The organism is Streptococcus infantis, from assembly GCF_047463315.1.
Classification (GTDB): Bacteria; Bacillota; Bacilli; order Lactobacillales; family Streptococcaceae; genus Streptococcus; species Streptococcus infantis_AB.
In genome coordinates, this window is record NZ_JASHEB010000003.1 from 203790 (window position 1) to 221226 (window position 17437).

A 17437-nucleotide genomic window follows, 5' to 3' on the forward strand; every position below is an offset into this window, starting at 1 on the left:
AATAGTACTATTATAGCACATTCACAACCTTTCTACAAATAACACATTCTGAATTTGTTGTTTTTCTGTAACGTCCTTACTGGACAGTCGCGCCACTTGCTACTCTATTTTCAATATATTCTTCTGGTTCGTTTTTTAGTAGATTTTCTAAACCTACATTTTTTAAATATTCGCTTTCGCTTGCCTTTTTAACGTCTAGAACTTGAAAATCATAACTTGTTTTTGTTTCAATCTCGGTCTCACTTAAAAGATTGGTTTCAAGGCTAAATCCAGGAATTTTACGTGCTTCTTGGACTGATTCATCCTTGTCTTCACCTTCTTTCAAGGCCTTTTTTGCTTCCCCTAATCCATGCTCTGCAATAAAGTTCTTGAGGTCTTCTGAAACTTGTCGTTTTTGCTGAATCGTTAAGGTCAAGAACTGTTTGCCCTTATAGGTAATGGTCTGGGTTTGTTGAACCCCATTTTCGTCAACAGGTAGAACAAGAGTCTTGGTTACAACTGTATTGTTATTGGCATTCTCTAAAACAGGTAGAGTTGATTGAAGAGCTTCTGTCGTTGTGTCTTTAGAAGGTTCCGCAGACTCTTTTTTTTGTCCACAGCCAGCTAGCAAAAATAGGAGCGCAACTGTACCGATAACTATCTTCTTCATATTTATTTTTCCTTATTTATCTATCAAATAAGGCTAGGAGTCACTCCCAGCCTTTATGTTTTATAGTGCTGCACGTAAACGTGCTTCTGCATTTTCTACATTGCGGACAGAGCGTGGCAAGAAGGCACGAATGTCATCTTCTTTATAGCCAACTTGTAAACGTTTCTCGTCAACAAGAATTGGACTTTTTAGGATGCGTGGTGTTTCCATGATTAAATTAAGCACTTCATTGACACTCAAATCTTCAATATCAACTCCAAGAGCTTTAGCGTAGCGATTCTTTGATGATACAATGCTCGCAATTCCATTGTCTGTTTTTGTTAGAATATCTAATAATTCTTCTCGCGAAATTCCTTCTTTTCCAAGGTTTTGTTCTTTATAACTTAACTGGTGGGCATTGAGCCAGGTTTTAGCTTTTTTACAGCTAGTACAACTTGAGACTGTATATATTTTGATCATGTACCTACCCCTTTCGCTACATGTTACTATCAGTTTATTCTATTATACCATAAAAAACATCCGACTTGCGACCTATTTTTAAAAAAATTTAACTTTTTCCCCAGTTTTCTATCTTTTTTCTTGACAAAAACCGAACTATAACCATTCTTTGTACTTCCTAATGTAAAATTTCTTAATAACTGTGACGCTAAACATATACAAGAAAATAATACATATTAAGAACAAGAAGTAAGGAAGCCCTAAGGGGGCTAGACGAAGGATATTTACTAGCGGTCCATAAGGCAGACTAGTTACGAAAATTGCGGCAACCAAGGTTGTCAAGATTACAAGCCAAGCTGGTCTGCTTTGTACAAAAGGAACTTTTGCCGTACGAAGCATATGGATAACCATGGTTTGAGACCACATAGATTCGATGAACCATCCTGTTTGGAACAAGATAATAAACTGAAGGGCAGATTCTGACCCATGAACATAATGATAGCCTGTCACCAAAGGAACAATAATAAAGTAGAGGAAAATAAAGGTCAAAATGTCAAAGATAGATGAGATTGGCCCCATCCAAACCATAAATCGCGTAATGGATTTTGCTTCCCATGTATGGGGTTGTTTTAGGAAATCTTGATCCACGTTATCAAACGGCAATGCCACACAAGATAAATCGTAGACTAGGTTTAAAACAATGAGATGAACAGGAGCCATTGGTAAAAATGGCAAGAAGATACTCGCAACCAACAGAGAGAAGATATTCCCAAAGTTTGAACTAACTGTCATTTTAATATATTTGGTCATGTTGGCGTAGACCTTCCGGCCTTCAACGATACCTGTTTCAAGAACCATAAGATCCTTGTCCAGCAAAATAACATCAGCTGTTTCCTTTGCGATATCTACTGCTGTATCAACGGAAATTCCAACATCTGCCACCTTCATAGAGGGGGCATCATTAATACCATCTCCCATATAACCAACACCGTGACCATTTCTCTTTAACTGTAGAATGATACGCGCTTTTTGGTCAGGTGACAATTTAGCAAAGACTGTTACTTTTTCAACCACTTCTGCCAATTCTTGGTCTGTCATTTGATCAATGTTAGCACCTAAGAGCATATGTTCAACGTCCAATCCAACCTTTTCACAGATGGCTTGGGTTACTTTTTCATTATCCCCAGTTAAAATCTTTGTTCTGACACCATGCTCAAGCAAAGTTTGAATAGCTGGTGCTGCAGATGGTTTTGGTGGATCCAAGAAGGCAAGATAACCCGTAAGGATCATGTCACTTTCATCAGTCACAGCATAGGCATAATCTTCACGTAGACCTGACTTGTAAGCAACACCTAACACACGCAAACCTTGACGGTTTAATTGTCCAACTTCCGCTAACACTTCTTGACGAATGTCTTCAGTAAGAGGGATGACTTCTCCATGATATTCCACATATGTTGAAATGTTCAACATTTCTTCTAAAGCACCTTTGGTCACCATACTAACAACATTGCTATCGTCTTTGACAATGACACTCATGCGTCTACGTTCAAAATCAAATGGTAGTTCGTCGATTTTTTGGAAGCTAGTGTCTAGATTTTGTAGGATAACATGTTCCTTGGCTTCTTTTTCAGTTCTACTGATGATGGCACGGTCCATCAAGTTTTTCAAACCTGTTTGAAAATGTGAATTTAGATAAGCCCTTCTTAAAACCGCCATATCCAAATCACCATGGATATCCAAGGGATATTCTAAGACAATCTCATCTTGCGTTAGAGTTCCAGTTTTATCCGTACAAAGGATATCGATTGCTCCTAAGTCTTGGATAGCATTGAGTTTTTTGATGACCACCTTTTCCTTGGCCATAATAATAGAACCTTTGGCCAAGCTGGCTGTGATAATCATTGGAAGCATTTCTGGTGTCAGTCCGACACCGACGCTCAAGGCAAAAACTCCAGCCTCTAGCCAGTCTCCATCGGTTAAACCATTTGCAAAAAACACAATCGGAACCATGACAAGCATCAAGCGAATCAAGAGCCAAGAAATGCTGTTCATTTCACGCTCAAAAGAAGTCGGTTCATCATAAGTGTTGAGAGTTTGCTCAATGGCTCCCATCATGGTGTCATCACCAACTGCTAGAACCATAGCTGTCGCACTTCCTGAGATAACGTTTGTCCCCATGAAGGCCAAAGATTCTGCTTCTAGTAGGCTATCTACATTTTGACCGGTGGCTTTATTTAAAGCAAGTTTTTCGACTGCATCGCTTTCTCCAGTCAAGCCTGACTGTTGAACGAAAAAGTCGCGGGATTCGAATAAGATGACATCTGCTGGAATCATATCTCCAGCGCTCAATTTCACGAGATCTCCCACAACCAACTCATCGATTGGCAACTCTTGTTCAAGACCATCGCGAATAACAGTTGCAGTGTTGACAATCATTTTTGAAAGATTGGTTGTCGCCTTGTCGCTCCGCAACTCTTGGACAAAACGGATGCCTCCTGAAATCAAAACCAAGACAACGATAATAATAGAGGTCGTAGGGTCCTCTTGGCCAGGTTTGGCAAGCCAGACGTTTGTAACGAGAGAAATAAAGGCAATCACAAGCAAAATGATTGTGAAAGGATTGATAATGGACTCATAAATCTTTTTAAAGATGGAATCCTCTTGACCCTTGGTAATGGTATTTTCACCATATAGGTCACGGTTTTCTTCGACTTGTTCTTGGTCTAAGCCTTTTAGACTTGTATGGTAAAAAGCTAGACTATCTTTTAATGGAGTTTGAATAGCTGTTGCTAGTCTTTCTTTTGTAGTTTTCATTGGTTTCTCCTATCTGTATGAATGATGATTTCATACACAGGGACTAATCACTTTATAAGGCCAGAACGACACAAATCAGCGATTGGCTGTGTATGTGCGGTTCTGGATGATCGTCAATTTGCATCGTTTGTCTCCTTTCTTTGTTTTAAAACAGCAGAAAATCCTGCCATAAAATGGCAGGACTAAAAAACTTATGATCTGTTTTCGTTCAAGCTTTAACTCCATAGGGCAATGTAATGAGCTTAGTCTTGACCTTCGCGACCAGGACTGTTAACCAACGAGTAGTGTCTCCACTGCTTTGCGGTAGTCATCCGTATCCCTATGGTAGCCTCACCTACCGTTTTCGCCTTTCAGTATAAACCTTTAACTAGTAAAAGTCAACGATTTATCTCATTTTTCTTAGATTACGATTAATTCTTTTGGAGCAAGGGTTAATAACTCGCAACCTGTATCTGTGATCAGGATATCATCTTCGATACGAACCCCGTATTTACCTTCGATATAAATACCAGGTTCATCAGTCAAGACCATACCAGTTTTGATAACTTCTTTGGAAGTTTGGCTAAAGTAAGGTTCTTCGTGGATATCAAGTCCGATACCGTGCCCGATACCGTGTGTAAAGTATTGTCCATAACCTGCTTCCACAATAATGTCACGAGGAATCTTATCAAAGTCACGGAAACCTAAACCATCCTTAGCTTGGTCAATCAATGCTTGATTGGCTTTTAGAACTGTATTGTAAATCTCTGCCTGCTCGTCACTGACATGACCGAGGTAGATGGTCCGAGTCATATCACTCACATAATGCTCGTAAAGGCACCCAAAGTCCATAGTGATAGCTTCGCCTAGTTCTACCGGCTTGTGCATTGGGTGGGCATGGGGTTTAGAAGAGTTGATGCCACTCGCTAAGATTGTGTCAAAAGACAAACCTGCCGCTCCTAATTCACGCATACGGAAATCAAGGAAGTTGGCAATTTCAATTTCAGTCTTACCAGGCTTGATAAATTCAAGGGCATCGTGGAAAGCTTGATCTGAGATTGAACAAGCCTTACGAATCGTCGCAATCTCTGTCTCATCCTTAATCATACGAAGCGCTTCAACAAACTGTGTCTGTGGAACTAGTTCCAAACCTTCAAAAGCGGTTTGCATGCGATGGTAATAAGAAACTGAAATCTCATCTTCAAACCCGATACGAGAAAGACCCATGTCTTTTGCAACCTTTGCGATAGTAGCCAACTCGTCACGCTCTGCAAAAATCTCAAAACCAGTAACTTCTTGCTTGGCAGCGATAATATAGCGAGCATCTGTTACCAAAATTTGACGGTCACGACTGATAAAGACCGTACCATTTGAACCCCAAAATCCTGTCAAATAGTAGACATTTTTAAGGTTGTTGATAATGATTCCATCTAATTCTTTTTCTTCCATTTTATCTAAAAATGCTTGCACACGTTTATTCATGATGTAACTTTCCTTTCAAATACTGTCCTGTATAGCTGGCTTCATTAGCAGCTACTTCTTCTGGTGTTCCTGTTGCAATAATGGTTCCGCCACCGACACCACCTTCTGGTCCTAAGTCGATAATATGGTCTGCTGTTTTGATGACATCTAGATTGTGCTCGATCACGAGAACTGTATTTCCATCATCGACAAAGCGAGACAAAACGGTGAGTAATCGAGCGATGTCCTCAGTATGCAAACCAGTTGTCGGCTCATCTAAAATGTAGAAAGACTTCCCTGTCGAGCGCTTGTGGAGTTCGCTAGCCAGCTTCATACGCTGCGCTTCTCCACCAGAAAGTGTCGTAGCTGGTTGTCCCAAGGTCACATAACCAAGTCCCACATCCTTGATAGTCTGAAGTTTACGTTGAATCTTTGGAATGTGTTGGAAGAACTCCACCGCATCGTTGACGGTCATATCCAAGACTTGCGAAATATTCTTTTCCTTGTAATGAACTTCAAGCGTTTCACTATTGTAACGAGTCCCATGGCAGACTTCACAAGCCACATAAACATCTGGCAAGAAGTGCATTTCAATCTTGATAATACCGTCACCCGAGCATGCCTCACAGCGACCACCCTTAACATTGAAACTGAAACGACCCTTTTTGTAACCACGGATCTTGGCTTCATTTGTCTGAGCAAAGAGGTCTCGGATGTCATCGAAAACACCTGTATAAGTAGCGGGATTAGACCTCGGTGTTCGTCCTATTGGACTTTGGTCAATGTCTATCAGACGGTCGATATGCTCAATCCCTGAGATAGTCTTAAACTTCCCAGGTTTGTCTGAATTGCGATTTAGTTTTTGAGCAATGGCTTTTTTGAGAATACTGTTAATGAGGGTCGACTTCCCTGAACCAGAGACTCCTGTCACCGCAATGAATTTTCCGAGAGGGAAGCGAGCAGTGATATTTTGTAGGTTGTTTTCACGCGCTCCCGTCACTTCGATAAAACGACCATTACCGACACGACGCTCTTCTGGCACTGGAATGGCACGTTTGCCTGACAAGTACTGACCTGTGATAGACTTGCTGTTGCGCGCTACTTGCTTAGGTGTTCCCGCTGCAACAATTTCTCCACCAAAGACGCCCGCTCCAGGACCAACGTCGATTAGATAATCAGCTTCTCGCATGGTATCTTCATCGTGTTCTACCACGATGAGAGTATTTCCTAAATCCCGCATCTTTTTCAGACTGGCGATCAGGCGATCATTGTCCCTCTGGTGAAGACCAATCGACGGCTCATCAAGAATATAGAGAACTCCTGAGAGGTTGGAACCAATCTGAGTTGCCAAGCGAATACGTTGGCTCTCCCCACCTGATAATGTTCCTGCAGAACGGGATAACGTTAAATAGTTAAGACCCACGTTATTAAGGAAGGTCAAGCGGTCCTTGATTTCCTTAAGAATCGGACGAGCGATGATGGTTTCATTTTCAGATAGGGTCAACTGGTTAATGGCTTCCAAGTGGTCTGCAATAGAAAGGTCAGAAACTTCTCCGATATGAAGCCCCTTCTCTCCTCCTACACGAACAGATAAGGCCTGGTCATTAAGACGATAACCGTGACAAGTACCACAGGTTAGCTCATTCATATAAAGACGCATCTGAGTACGAGTGTAGTCGCTATTGGTTTCATGGTAGCGACGCTTGATATTACCAAGCACTCCTTCAAATGGAATGTCGATATCACGAACTCCACCAAATTCATTCTCATAGTGGAAATGGAATTCCTTGCCATCTGAACCGTAGAAAATCAAGTTCTTATCTTCTTCTGACAGGTCCTCAAAAGGCTTATCCATATTCACTCCAAAGGCTGTCATGGCCTGCTCTAGCATATTTGGATAATAGTTAGAAGAGATAGGGTTCCAAGGTGCTAAGGCTCCCTCACGAAGAGTCTTACTAGCATCTGGTACGACTAAGTCCGTATCAACCTCTAGCTTGATCCCCAAACCATCACACTCACTACAGGAGCCAAACGGTGCATTGAAGGAGAAGAGACGGGGTTCTAGCTCTGGAACCGTAAATCCACATACTGGACAAGCATAGTGTTCTGAAAAGAGCAACTCTGAATCATCCATAGTATCAATAACGACATAACCTTCAGCGATACGGAGAGCAGCTTCAATCGAATCAAAGAGACGACTACGGATACCATCCTTGATGATGATACGGTCTACCACCACGTCAATATTGTGTTGTTTATTCTTTTCAAGTTCAGGAACTTCGGTCACATCGTAAACAACTCCATCGACACGGACACGGACGTAACCATCCTTTTGAATCTTTTCGATCAGCGTCTTATGTTGCCCTTTTTTCTTACGAATAACAGGAGCCAAAATCTGCAGACGCTGGCGTTCTGGCAATTCCAAAACCTTGTCTACGATCTGCTCTACAGACGAAGCCTTGATAGCCCCATGCCCATTGATACAGTAAGGTGTCCCTACACGTGCATAGAGGAGACGTAGGTAGTCATTGATTTCCGTCGTTGTCCCAACCGTCGAACGAGGATTTTTACTGGTCGTTTTCTGGTCGATAGAAATGGCAGGGCTGAGACCATCGATAGAGTCCACGTCTGGCTTTTCCATATTGCCCAAGAACTGACGAGCATAGGCTGACAGACTTTCAACGTAGCGGCGTTGCCCTTCTGCATAAAGGGTATCAAAGGCCAAACTAGACTTTCCTGATCCAGATAGTCCCGTCACCACAACTAGCTTGTCACGCGGAATTTCCACATCTATATTTTTTAAATTATGGGCGCGTGCCCCATGGATGACAATCTTATCTTGCATATTACTTCTTTCTAGTTCATTGTTGCTTTCCATTATACCAAAAAAAGTGAAATTCTATTACCAAAAAAGCCGAATTTGTAGTATAATAGTACGGTGTCAAAAATCACTGAAACACGGATTAGATTAGGAAAGGATAGGAGATATGAAGCAAGTCTTTCTCTCAACTACAACTGAATTTAAAGAGATTGATACGCTCCAGCCGGGCACTTGGATCAATCTCGTCAATCCTACTCAAAGCGAATCGATGGAAATCGCCTCGGCCTTTGATATTGATATTGCTGACCTCCGTGCACCGCTCGATGCAGAAGAGATGTCTCGTATCACCATCGAAGATGAGTACACTTTGATCATCGTAGACGTCCCAATCACAGAGGAAAGAAATAACCAGACCTACTACGTGACTATTCCCTTGGGGATTATCATCACAGAAGAGGCTATCATCACTACCTGCTTGGAGCCTCTACCACTTCTTGATGTCTTTATCAATCGTAGACTTCGGAATTTCTATACCTTCATGCGGTCGCGCTTCATCTTCCAAATCCTCTACCGCAATGCGGAGATTTACCTAACTGCCCTCCGTTCAATTGAACGTAAGAGTGAGCAGATTGAAAGCCAACTTCACAAATCTACTCGAAACGAAGAATTGATTGAACTCATGGAGTTGGAAAAGACCATCGTCTACTTCAAAGCTTCACTTAAGACAAATGAGCGCGTGATTAAGAAATTGACCAGCGCAACTAGCAATATCAAGAAATACCTTGAAGATGAAGATCTACTTGAAGACACCTTGATTGAAACGCAACAGGCCATCGAGATGGCGGATATCTATGGAAACGTCCTTCACTCTATGACAGAGACCTTTGCCTCTATCATTTCAAACAACCAGAACAATATCATGAAAACCTTGGCCCTCGTGACCATCGTTATGTCTATCCCGACTATGATTTTCTCAGCTTACGGAATGAACTTTAAGGATAATGAAATTCCTTTAAACGGAGAACCGCACGCTTTCTGGCTCATCGTCTTTATCGCCTTTGCTATGAGTGTTTCTCTCACTCTTTACCTCATCCATAAAAAATGGTTCTAAACAGGAGTTATTATGTCACAGATTGATTTAAAAGAATTAACAAAGAAAAACCAAGAATTTATCCATATTGCAACCCAGCAATTTCTCAAGGACGGGAAAACCGATGCCGAAATCAAGGCTATCCTTGAAGAAGTCATTCCTCATATCCTTGAGGAGCAACCAAAAGGAGTGACAGCTCGTTCTATCTACGGAGCACCAACTCACTGGGCTCATAGTTTCAGCGAAAAAGAGCAATACGAAAAAGAACATCCAAAAGAAAACGACGATCCAAAATTGATGATGTTGGATTCAGCCCTTTTCATCACAGGATTATTTGCAGTAGTTAGCGCCTTGATGAGCTTCTTCTCGAACCAACCTGTGGCCTACGGATTGGTAACACTTATCAGTGTAGGAGCCTTTGGTGGAGTTGCCTTCTATCTTCTCTACCACTTCATTTACCGCTACTACGGACCAGATACTGACCGTAGCCAACGCCCACCATTCTGGAAATCACTTTTGGTTATGTTAGCAACCATGTTTGCCTGGGTCTTCATCCTCTTCTTGAGTAATTTCCTTCCACAAGCCATCAACATCAGCTTACCACCTCTTGTTTTGTTGGTGATTGGAGGAGCTCTCCTTGCCCTACGTTTCTACCTCAAGAAACGTTTCAACATCAAGAGCGCAAGTGCAGGACCAGCTAGATATTAAGATAAACAATAAAAGTAGTGTGTTTTGTAGACAGACTACTTTTTTTGTAGTTCCAAATCATTTTTCGATTCTCAAAAGAAGTAAACACATTTTCTAATAACATTCTAATGTAAAGTCTTCCCTTGGAATCCCGAGGTTTTATCCTTGAATCCAAGTTGTTTTTCTGTTATGATAATAAAGTAATAAGGAGAAATATATATGACTAAACAGAGAATTAATCAAATTGTTGGTTCAATTGGTGCCTTTATCGGGATTATTGTATTTATAGCCTACATCCCCCAAATTTTTGCCAATTTACAAGGAAATAAAGCTCAACCATTTCAACCTTTATCAGCAGCAGTCTCTTGCTTAATCTGGGTCATTTATGGATGGACAAAAGAGCCTAAGAAAGACTGGATTCTAATCATTCCAAACTCGGCTGGGGTTATCCTTGGCGGACTGACCTTCCTTACTGCTCTATAAGAAATTAACTACTATAAAAGCAACCACATGATTGGTTGCTTTTTTACTACTTTCTTGATCTAAAAACCTTCTTCTGACTCTAATTCTTGTTGTTTTCCCTCATCTTTTGTGATACAATAGCATCAATTTTTTCTAGGAGGATAATATATGACTTCTACTATTGGTATTATAAGTTTATCTAGTGGGATTATCGGAGAAGACTTTGTCAAACACGAAATGGACTTGGGTGTCCAACGTCTCAAGGGCCTCGGACTCAATCCTATCTTTTTACCCCATTCGCTAAAAGGCTTAGACTTTATCAAAGAACATCCTGAAGCTCGTGCGGAGGATTTGATGCAGGCATTTTCTGATGAAAGCATCGACATGATCTTATGCGCCATCGGTGGAGACGATACCTATCGTTTATTGCCTTATCTTTTTGAAAATGACCAACTACAAAAGGTTATCAAACAAAAAATTTTTCTTGGCTTCTCGGATACAACTATGAACCACCTCATGTTGCATAAACTAGGAATCAAGACTTTTTATGGTCAATCCTTTTTAGCAGACATTTGTGAGTTAGACAAAGAAATGTTGCCATATAGCCTCCACTACTTTAAAGAATTGATTGAGACTGGAAAAATCTCGGAAATCCGCCCTAGTGACGTTTGGTATGAGGAAAGAACTGACTTCAGTCCCAAGGCTCTGGGAACACCTCGTGTCAGCCATGCAAATACTGGTTTTGAGTTGTTACAAGGAACTGCCCAGTTCGAGGGGGAAATCCTCGGCGGTTGCCTCGAATCCCTCTACGATATCTTTGACAACTCTCTACACGCAGATAGCACAGACCTCTGCCAAAAATACAAACTTTTTCCTGACTTATCCGACTGGAAAGGAAAGATTCTATTGCTAGAAACAAGTGAAGAAAAGCCTGAACCTGATGATTTCAAAAAAATGTTGCAGGCTTTAAAAGAAACTGGGATATTTGAAGTCATCAGTGGACTCTTGGTCGGAAAACCTATGGATGAAACCTTCTATGACGACTATAAGGAGGCTTTAATGGACACCATTGATAGCAATATCCCGATTGTCTATAATCTAAACGTTGGCCATGCTACACCAAGAGCAATTGTTCCCTTTGGAGTCCACGCGTATGTAGACGCAACGGAGCAAGTCATTCGCTTTGACTATAACAAAGAAAGCTGAGATGAATTTCTCAGCTTTTTCTATATTCTCAAATACTTTCGCTATCTGTACTCACTACTTACCGCTTTTCCATTCACAATCATTCTCGTGGTCATCAACCAGACCTGCAGCTTGTAAAAATGACAAGATGGCGACTGGGCCTGTGAACTTGAAGCCTCGTTTTTTGAGATCTTTGGATAATTTCTCAGATAGACCTGTTTTGGCAGGCGCCTGACTGTAATCAGGCACATCATTCACAATCGTCTTCCCACCGACAAAAGACCAAAGATAGGCATCAAAAGAACCATAGTCTGCTTGCACTTGTAGAAAGGCCTGGGCGTTGGCACGTGTCGCAAAAATCTTAGCTCGATTTCGGATGATCGCTACATTGTCCATTAAATCTTCCAATTCAGAGTCACTCATCTCTGCAACACGATGAACTTGGTAACCATGAAAAGCTTCCCGAAAGGCTTGGCGTTTATTGAGCACCGTTTCCCAAGACAGACCAGTCTGATAGGTCTCCATGCAGAGCAACTCAAAAAGAGCCTGGTCATCATGAAGGGGCTGGCCCCACTCTTCATCGTGGTAGGCTACATATAGAGGGTTGTTCATTTTAACCCAGCCACAACGTTTTGGCATAGACTTCTCCTATTTCACCAACATCTTGAGAGCAGATTTAATATATTTCTCTGCTGTATCAGTCGTTCCTTCAAAGAATTTTTTGATTTTCTTAAGCTCAGTAGCCTTGTAGCCCAGGGCTAACATGGCTTCCATGGCTTCTTCCAATTCTTGGTTGTCGCTGCTAGATGGAGCTGCAGCCTTAGCAGGGAGGTCGTCCCCTGCCACAACCACCTTACCTTCTAGATCCAATACCATCTGTTGGGCTGTTTTCTTACCGATTTTAGGGAACTTGGTCAAGTAGGTGATGTTCTTGGTCTCAATAGCTTGAACGAGGCCTGCATTGTCATCAGCTGCGATGATGGCAAGAGCGGAAACAGGACCAATGCCCGACACAGAGATCAAGCTGAGAAAGAGTTTCTTCTCATCTTCCGAGCGAAAACCGTAAAGTAGATGAGCATCTTCACGGATGACTTGATGCACATAGATTTGTGCTTCTTGGTTGACTTGTCCTGAGTAGGCATAAGGGTTAGCTACATGCAGAATGTAGCCGATACCGTTAGCTTCTAGAACGATGTATTTAGCAGTAATTTTGGTAATAATACCCTTTAGATATTCGTACATAATTTTCCCTTCAATTTATACTCAATGAAAATCAAATCTAAACTAGGAAGCTAACCGTAGGCATAACTTGAGTTAGGCAAGGTAAGGCTGACGCAGTTTAGAGAGATTTTCGAAGAGTATTAGTATTTTCCTAGCTCTCGTAGGCTAGTATGATTTTCCTGAATGCGACGGAACATCTTTTCCATGTCCGACTTGGTAAAGTGTACCAAAACAGGACGTCCGTGTGGACAGTTATAGGGGTTGTCACATTGAGAGAGCTGATAGAGGAGTTGTCTAGCCGAGTGGTCATCAATACGATGGTTGGCCTTGATGGACCGCTTGCAGGACATCATAATCGCTAGTTCAGCTCGGTATTTCTTGATTGAAACTTCCTTGGTCAAGAGGAGCATGTCGCACATCTCATAGATTCCAGACTCAATTTCCTCCTCTGCCATCCAAATGGGATGTTCACGCAAGATAAATTGATTCTCCCCGTACTCTGCTAGAAAGACACCAACTTCCTCTAAAAGAGACATTCTTTCCTTGAGACGAAGGGCATCATCCGCAGGAAATTCAAAGATATAGGGCACTAGGAGTTGCTGCTGACTCTGGTCAACATTGCCAATACTCTCACGGTACTCCTCATACTTAACCCGTTCCTGAGCCGCATGCTGGTCTATGATGTAGAGCCCATCTCGACCTTGGGCAAAGAGATAGGTTCCATGCATCTGACCGAAAAATTCCAACTCTGGGAAGCTTGAAGATTCTTCTCGCTCTAGCTTGTCATAAGCCTTATCCAGACTAGCTAGGTCTAACTCTGGATGGTCCAGTTGGTCATAGCTAGCTGGCTTTCTCTCTGCAAAATGCAGTTTGGCTGGTTTGGTTATCTGGTCTAAGGTTTCCTTAGCAAACAGATTCAAATCCTGTCTTTCTTCCGTCAGGTTCACCCGATGGTCTGCCACCTCAGCTTGTGTCGGTCTGGTCGGTTCATTTTTTTCATAGTAGAGCGTATTTTCTCTCAGTGGCAAAGTCGTTTGCTCTACCTTTTCACGATTTCTAACCGCAGATTTGGCTAGATTTTCCAAGGCATCTGGAATCAAGGTCTGTTCCTTGAGACTCTTTGCAATAGCTTCTGAAACCAGCGCCATCAGTTCTCTTTCCTTGGAAATTCGCACCTCTTGCTTGGTTGGGTGCACATTGACATCGGCTAAGTAAGGGTCAATCTGGATGTGAATGACAGCCAGTGGAAAACGCCCCACCATGAGCTTGCTACCGTATCCATCTAAAATGGCACGATTGAGCAGGAAGTTTTTGATATAACGGCCATTGATAAAAAGGCTGATATAGTTACGATTAGCCCGTGTCAATTCAGGCAATGAGACAAAACCTGAAATTTCAAAATCTAGGTCAGCATTCTCAATCTCAACCATTTTTTTGGCACTGACTAAACCATAAATCCCAGCAATGGCTTGACGCAGTTGACCCGTACCAGCTGTTCGTGTCATTTCCTTGCCATCGCTAATCAGGCTAAAGGAAATCTCAGGATGGGCTAACCCCAGACGATTGACAATATCAATGATATGAGACAACTCTGCCTGCTGGCTCTTCATATACTTGAGACGAGCCGGTGTATTGAAAAAGAGATCTTCCACACAAACCTTAGTCCCTACAGGACTGGTCGCAGGAATAATTTCCTCAACTTCTCCCCCACGAGCCACTAGCTTGGTCCCGTGACTGGCACCGTCCACCGCTGTCAACAAAGTCAAAACACTAACAGATGCGATAGAGGGCAGGGCTTCACCACGAAAGCCGAGGGTCCGAATCCGAAAAAGATCCGCTTGATTCTTAATCTTACTGGTTGCATGACGACGGAGAGCCAACTCGACTTCATCGTGGGCAATCCCGTGTCCATTATCGGTGATTTGGATTTTCTTAAGCCCAGCTTCCTCGATTTCAACGATAATCTGGCTAGAGCCAGCATCAATTGCATTTTCAATCAGCTCCTTAACCACACTAGCAGGACGTTCGATTACTTCTCCTGCCGCGATTTGATTGGTCAAGACTTCTGGCAATTCAATAATATGAGACATCTTTCAGCCCCTTTCTTAACTATTTTTATCTATTTCTCTGAAAACAATACTCTTCAAAAATCTCTTCAAACCACGTCAGTCTCGCCTTGCCGTATATGTGTTACTGACTTCGTCAGTTCTATCCACAACCTCAAAACAGTGTTTTGAGCAACCTGCGGCTAGCTTCCTAGTTTGCTCTTTGATTTTCATTGAGTATAAGCTAGTGCTATTATACCATATTTCACTCGTTTCCAAAAAAGTCCGAGTAGCAACTTTCTTCCCGATTTTACTAGGTTATTTGCCAAGTTTGTGGTAAAATAGGTAGAAATAATATTTTAAAAAGGAGAAAAGACACATGCACATTTTTGATGAGCTAAAAGAGCGTGGTTTGATTTTTCAAACGACTGATGAAGAAGCTTTGCGTAAAGCCCTAGAAGAAGGTCAAGTTTCTTATTATACTGGCTACGATCCAACTGCTGACAGCCTTCACCTAGGTCACCTTGTCGCAATCTTGACAAGTCGTCGTTTGCAGTTAGCAGGTCACAAACCATATGCGCTCGTTGGCGGTGCTACAGGTCTCATCGGAGATCCGTCCTTCAAAGATGCTGAGCGTAGTCTCCAAACAAAAGACACAGTAGATGGCTGGGTCAAGTCTATCCAAGGACAACTTTCTCGCTTTCTTGACTTTGAAAATGGGGAAAATAAAGCTGTCATGGTCAACAACTACGACTGGTTTGGCAGCATCAGCTTCATTGACTTCCTCCGTGATATCGGAAAATACTTCACTGTCAACTACATGATGAGCAAGGAGTCTGTGAAGAAACGGATCGAAACAGGGATTTCTTACACTGAGTTTGCCTACCAAATCATGCAAGGGTATGACTTCTTTGTCCTCAACCAAGAGCACAATGTTACTCTTCAAATCGGTGGATCTGACCAATGGGGAAACATGACAGCTGGTACTGAGTTGCTTCGTCGTAAGGCTGACAAGACTGGTCACGTTATTACTGTCCCACTGATTACAGACGCAACTGGTAAGAAATTTGGTAAATCTGAAGGAAACGCAGTTTGGCTCAATCCTGAAAAGACTTCTCCATACGAAATGTACCAATTCTGGATGAACGTCATGGACGCTGACGCTGTTCGCTTCTTGAAAATCTTTACTTTCTTGTCACTGGACGAGATTGAAGACATCCGTAAACAATTCGAAGCAGCACCACACGAACGCTTGGCTCAAAAAGTCCTCGCTCGTGAAGTTGTGACTCTTGTCCACGGAGAAGAAGCCTACAAAGAAGCCCTTAACATCACTGAACAACTCTTTGCTGGAAATATCAAAAACCTTTCTGTCAAAGAACTCAAACAAGGACTTCGTGGCGTACCAAACTATCAAGTACAAGCAGACGAAAACCACAATATCGTTGAACTTCTCGTATCTTCTGGCGTGGTTAACTCAAAACGCCAAGCCCGTGAAGACGTACAAAACGGTGCTATCTACGTCAACGGCGACCGTATCCAAGACCTGGACTATGTCTTAGGAGATGCAGATAAGTTAGAGAACGAACTCACTGTTATCCGCCGTGGTAAGAAAAAATACTTCGTCCTTACATATTAAAAAACAGACTGGAGGCATTTGCTATCCAGTCCTTTTTTTGCTAGACTAAAACTATGAATACAAACCTCAAACCCAAACTCCAGCGCTTTGCTTCTGCTAGTGCCTTTGCCTGTCCTATCTGCCAAGAAAATCTAACCTTGATAGAGACTAGCCTCAAGTGTAGCAACCGCCATTCTTTTGACCTAGCAAAATTCGGCTATGTCAATCTAGCACCGCAAATCAAACAATCGGCCAACTACGACAAGGAAAACTTCCAAAATCGCCAGCAAATCCTAGAAGCTGGCTTTTATCAGGCTATCTTAGAAGGCATCTCAGACATACTAGCGACTAAACCATCCGCAAAAACTGTCTTGGACATCGGTTGTGGCGAAGGTTTCTACTCTCGTAAACTCCAAGAAAGTCACCCTGACAAGACCTTCTATGCCTTCGATATTTCTAAAGATTCCGTCCAAATCGCTGCTAAGAGTGAACCCAACTGGTCAGTCAATTGGTTTGTCGGTGACCTGGCTCGTCTTCCTATAAAAGACGCCAGCATGGATATCCTGCTTGATATCTTTTCCCCTGCTAACTACGGTGAATTTCGCCGCGTTTTATCTCAAAACGGTATCTTAATTAAGGTCATACCAACTGAAAATCACCTTAAAGAAATCCGCAAAACTGTACAGGAGCAGCTGACAAAGAAGGACTATTCCAACCAAGATATCAAGGAACATTTCCAGGAACATTTCAGCATCCAATCTAGTCAGATAGCTTCCCTGACCAAATCCATTACAGCAGAGCAAAGACAGGCCTTACTCAGCATGGCGCCCCTACTCTTTCACGTTGACCAAAGCAAGATTGACTGGAGCCAACTGACAGAGATTACCATCGAAGCAGAGATCCTGGTTGGGAAAGCACTGTAAATTAGTTTAAATATGAAAAAACGCATCTTTAATAGATGCGTTTT

General features: G+C 42.2%; 14 protein-coding genes and 1 riboswitch. Of the genes, 6 read left to right on the forward strand and 8 right to left on the reverse strand.

The window, feature by feature from the left end:
* Positions 1 to 76: 76 nt before the first annotated feature.
* The 5 genes from QM857_RS04715 to uvrA form a co-directional block, all read right to left on the reverse strand.
* Positions 77 to 649, reverse strand: a complete 573-nt coding sequence (locus tag QM857_RS04715; protein WP_195183428.1) for an SP0191 family lipoprotein — start codon at positions 647 to 649, stop codon at positions 77 to 79.
* Positions 650 to 709: 60 nt separating this feature from the next.
* Entirely contained in the window at positions 710 to 1108 is a 399-nt protein-coding gene (gene spx / locus QM857_RS04720) for a transcriptional regulator Spx (RefSeq protein WP_000591164.1), read from the reverse strand.
* Between the two features lie 135 nt (positions 1109 to 1243).
* On the reverse strand, positions 1244 to 3904 hold the full coding sequence (gene mgtA, locus QM857_RS04725) for a magnesium-translocating P-type ATPase (protein WP_414275225.1): 2661 nt from the start codon (positions 3902 to 3904) through the stop codon (positions 1244 to 1246).
* Between the two features lie 192 nt (positions 3905 to 4096).
* A riboswitch (M-box (ykoK) riboswitch) is annotated at positions 4097 to 4250 on the reverse strand.
* Between the two features lie 53 nt (positions 4251 to 4303).
* Positions 4304 to 5365 carry a M24 family metallopeptidase gene (locus QM857_RS04730; protein ID WP_414275226.1) on the reverse strand — a complete coding sequence of 354 codons (1062 nt, stop codon included), beginning with the start codon at positions 5363 to 5365 and terminating at the stop codon, positions 4304 to 4306.
* Positions 5358 to 8189, reverse strand: a complete 2832-nt coding sequence (gene uvrA / locus QM857_RS04735) for an excinuclease ABC subunit UvrA (RefSeq protein ID WP_414275227.1) — start codon at positions 8187 to 8189, stop codon at positions 5358 to 5360. Before uvrA ends, QM857_RS04730 begins: the two co-directional genes overlap by 8 nt.
* Before the next feature lie 142 nt (positions 8190 to 8331).
* On the opposite strand from uvrA, the gene QM857_RS04740 reads away from it, so the two are divergent.
* From QM857_RS04740 to QM857_RS04755, 4 genes are all read left to right on the forward strand, one after another.
* A complete protein-coding gene (locus QM857_RS04740; protein ID WP_000815631.1) occupies positions 8332 to 9276 on the forward strand; it encodes a magnesium transporter CorA family protein in 945 nt (314 codons plus the stop codon).
* Between the two features lie 12 nt (positions 9277 to 9288).
* A complete protein-coding gene (locus QM857_RS04745; RefSeq protein ID WP_006146142.1) occupies positions 9289 to 9963 on the forward strand; it encodes a DUF1129 domain-containing protein in 675 nt (224 codons plus the stop codon).
* 198 nt (positions 9964 to 10161) lie between these two features.
* Positions 10162 to 10425, forward strand: a complete 264-nt coding sequence (locus QM857_RS04750; RefSeq protein WP_004250486.1) for a SemiSWEET family transporter — start codon at positions 10162 to 10164, stop codon at positions 10423 to 10425.
* Positions 10426 to 10572: 147 nt separating this feature from the next.
* On the forward strand, positions 10573 to 11610 hold the full coding sequence (locus QM857_RS04755) for a S66 family peptidase (RefSeq protein WP_414275228.1): 1038 nt from the start codon (positions 10573 to 10575) through the stop codon (positions 11608 to 11610).
* A gap of 54 nt (positions 11611 to 11664) precedes the next feature.
* On the opposite strand, the gene QM857_RS04760 is transcribed toward QM857_RS04755, so the two are convergent.
* The 3 genes from QM857_RS04760 to mutL form a co-directional block, all read right to left on the reverse strand.
* Positions 11665 to 12228: a DNA-3-methyladenine glycosylase I gene (locus QM857_RS04760; RefSeq protein WP_247926090.1), complete on the reverse strand. Its 564-nt coding sequence runs from the start codon at positions 12226 to 12228 to the stop codon at positions 11665 to 11667.
* Between the two features lie 9 nt (positions 12229 to 12237).
* Positions 12238 to 12831 carry a Holliday junction branch migration protein RuvA gene (gene ruvA, locus QM857_RS04765; RefSeq protein ID WP_414275229.1) on the reverse strand — a complete coding sequence of 198 codons (594 nt, stop codon included), beginning with the start codon at positions 12829 to 12831 and terminating at the stop codon, positions 12238 to 12240.
* 119 nt (positions 12832 to 12950) lie between these two features.
* Positions 12951 to 14900 carry a DNA mismatch repair endonuclease MutL gene (gene mutL, locus QM857_RS04770; protein WP_414275230.1) on the reverse strand — a complete coding sequence of 650 codons (1950 nt, stop codon included), beginning with the start codon at positions 14898 to 14900 and terminating at the stop codon, positions 12951 to 12953.
* Between the two features lie 334 nt (positions 14901 to 15234).
* Between mutL and tyrS the strand changes: the two genes are divergently transcribed.
* Together tyrS and QM857_RS04780 are read left to right on the forward strand one after the other, a co-directional pair.
* Positions 15235 to 16491 (forward strand): tyrosine--tRNA ligase, encoded by a 1257-nt coding sequence (tyrS, locus tag QM857_RS04775; RefSeq protein WP_315640316.1) that lies wholly within the window; start codon positions 15235 to 15237, stop codon positions 16489 to 16491.
* Between the two features lie 53 nt (positions 16492 to 16544).
* Positions 16545 to 17393, forward strand: a complete 849-nt coding sequence (locus tag QM857_RS04780) for a putative RNA methyltransferase (RefSeq protein WP_414275231.1) — start codon at positions 16545 to 16547, stop codon at positions 17391 to 17393.
* Positions 17394 to 17437 lie beyond the last annotated feature (44 nt).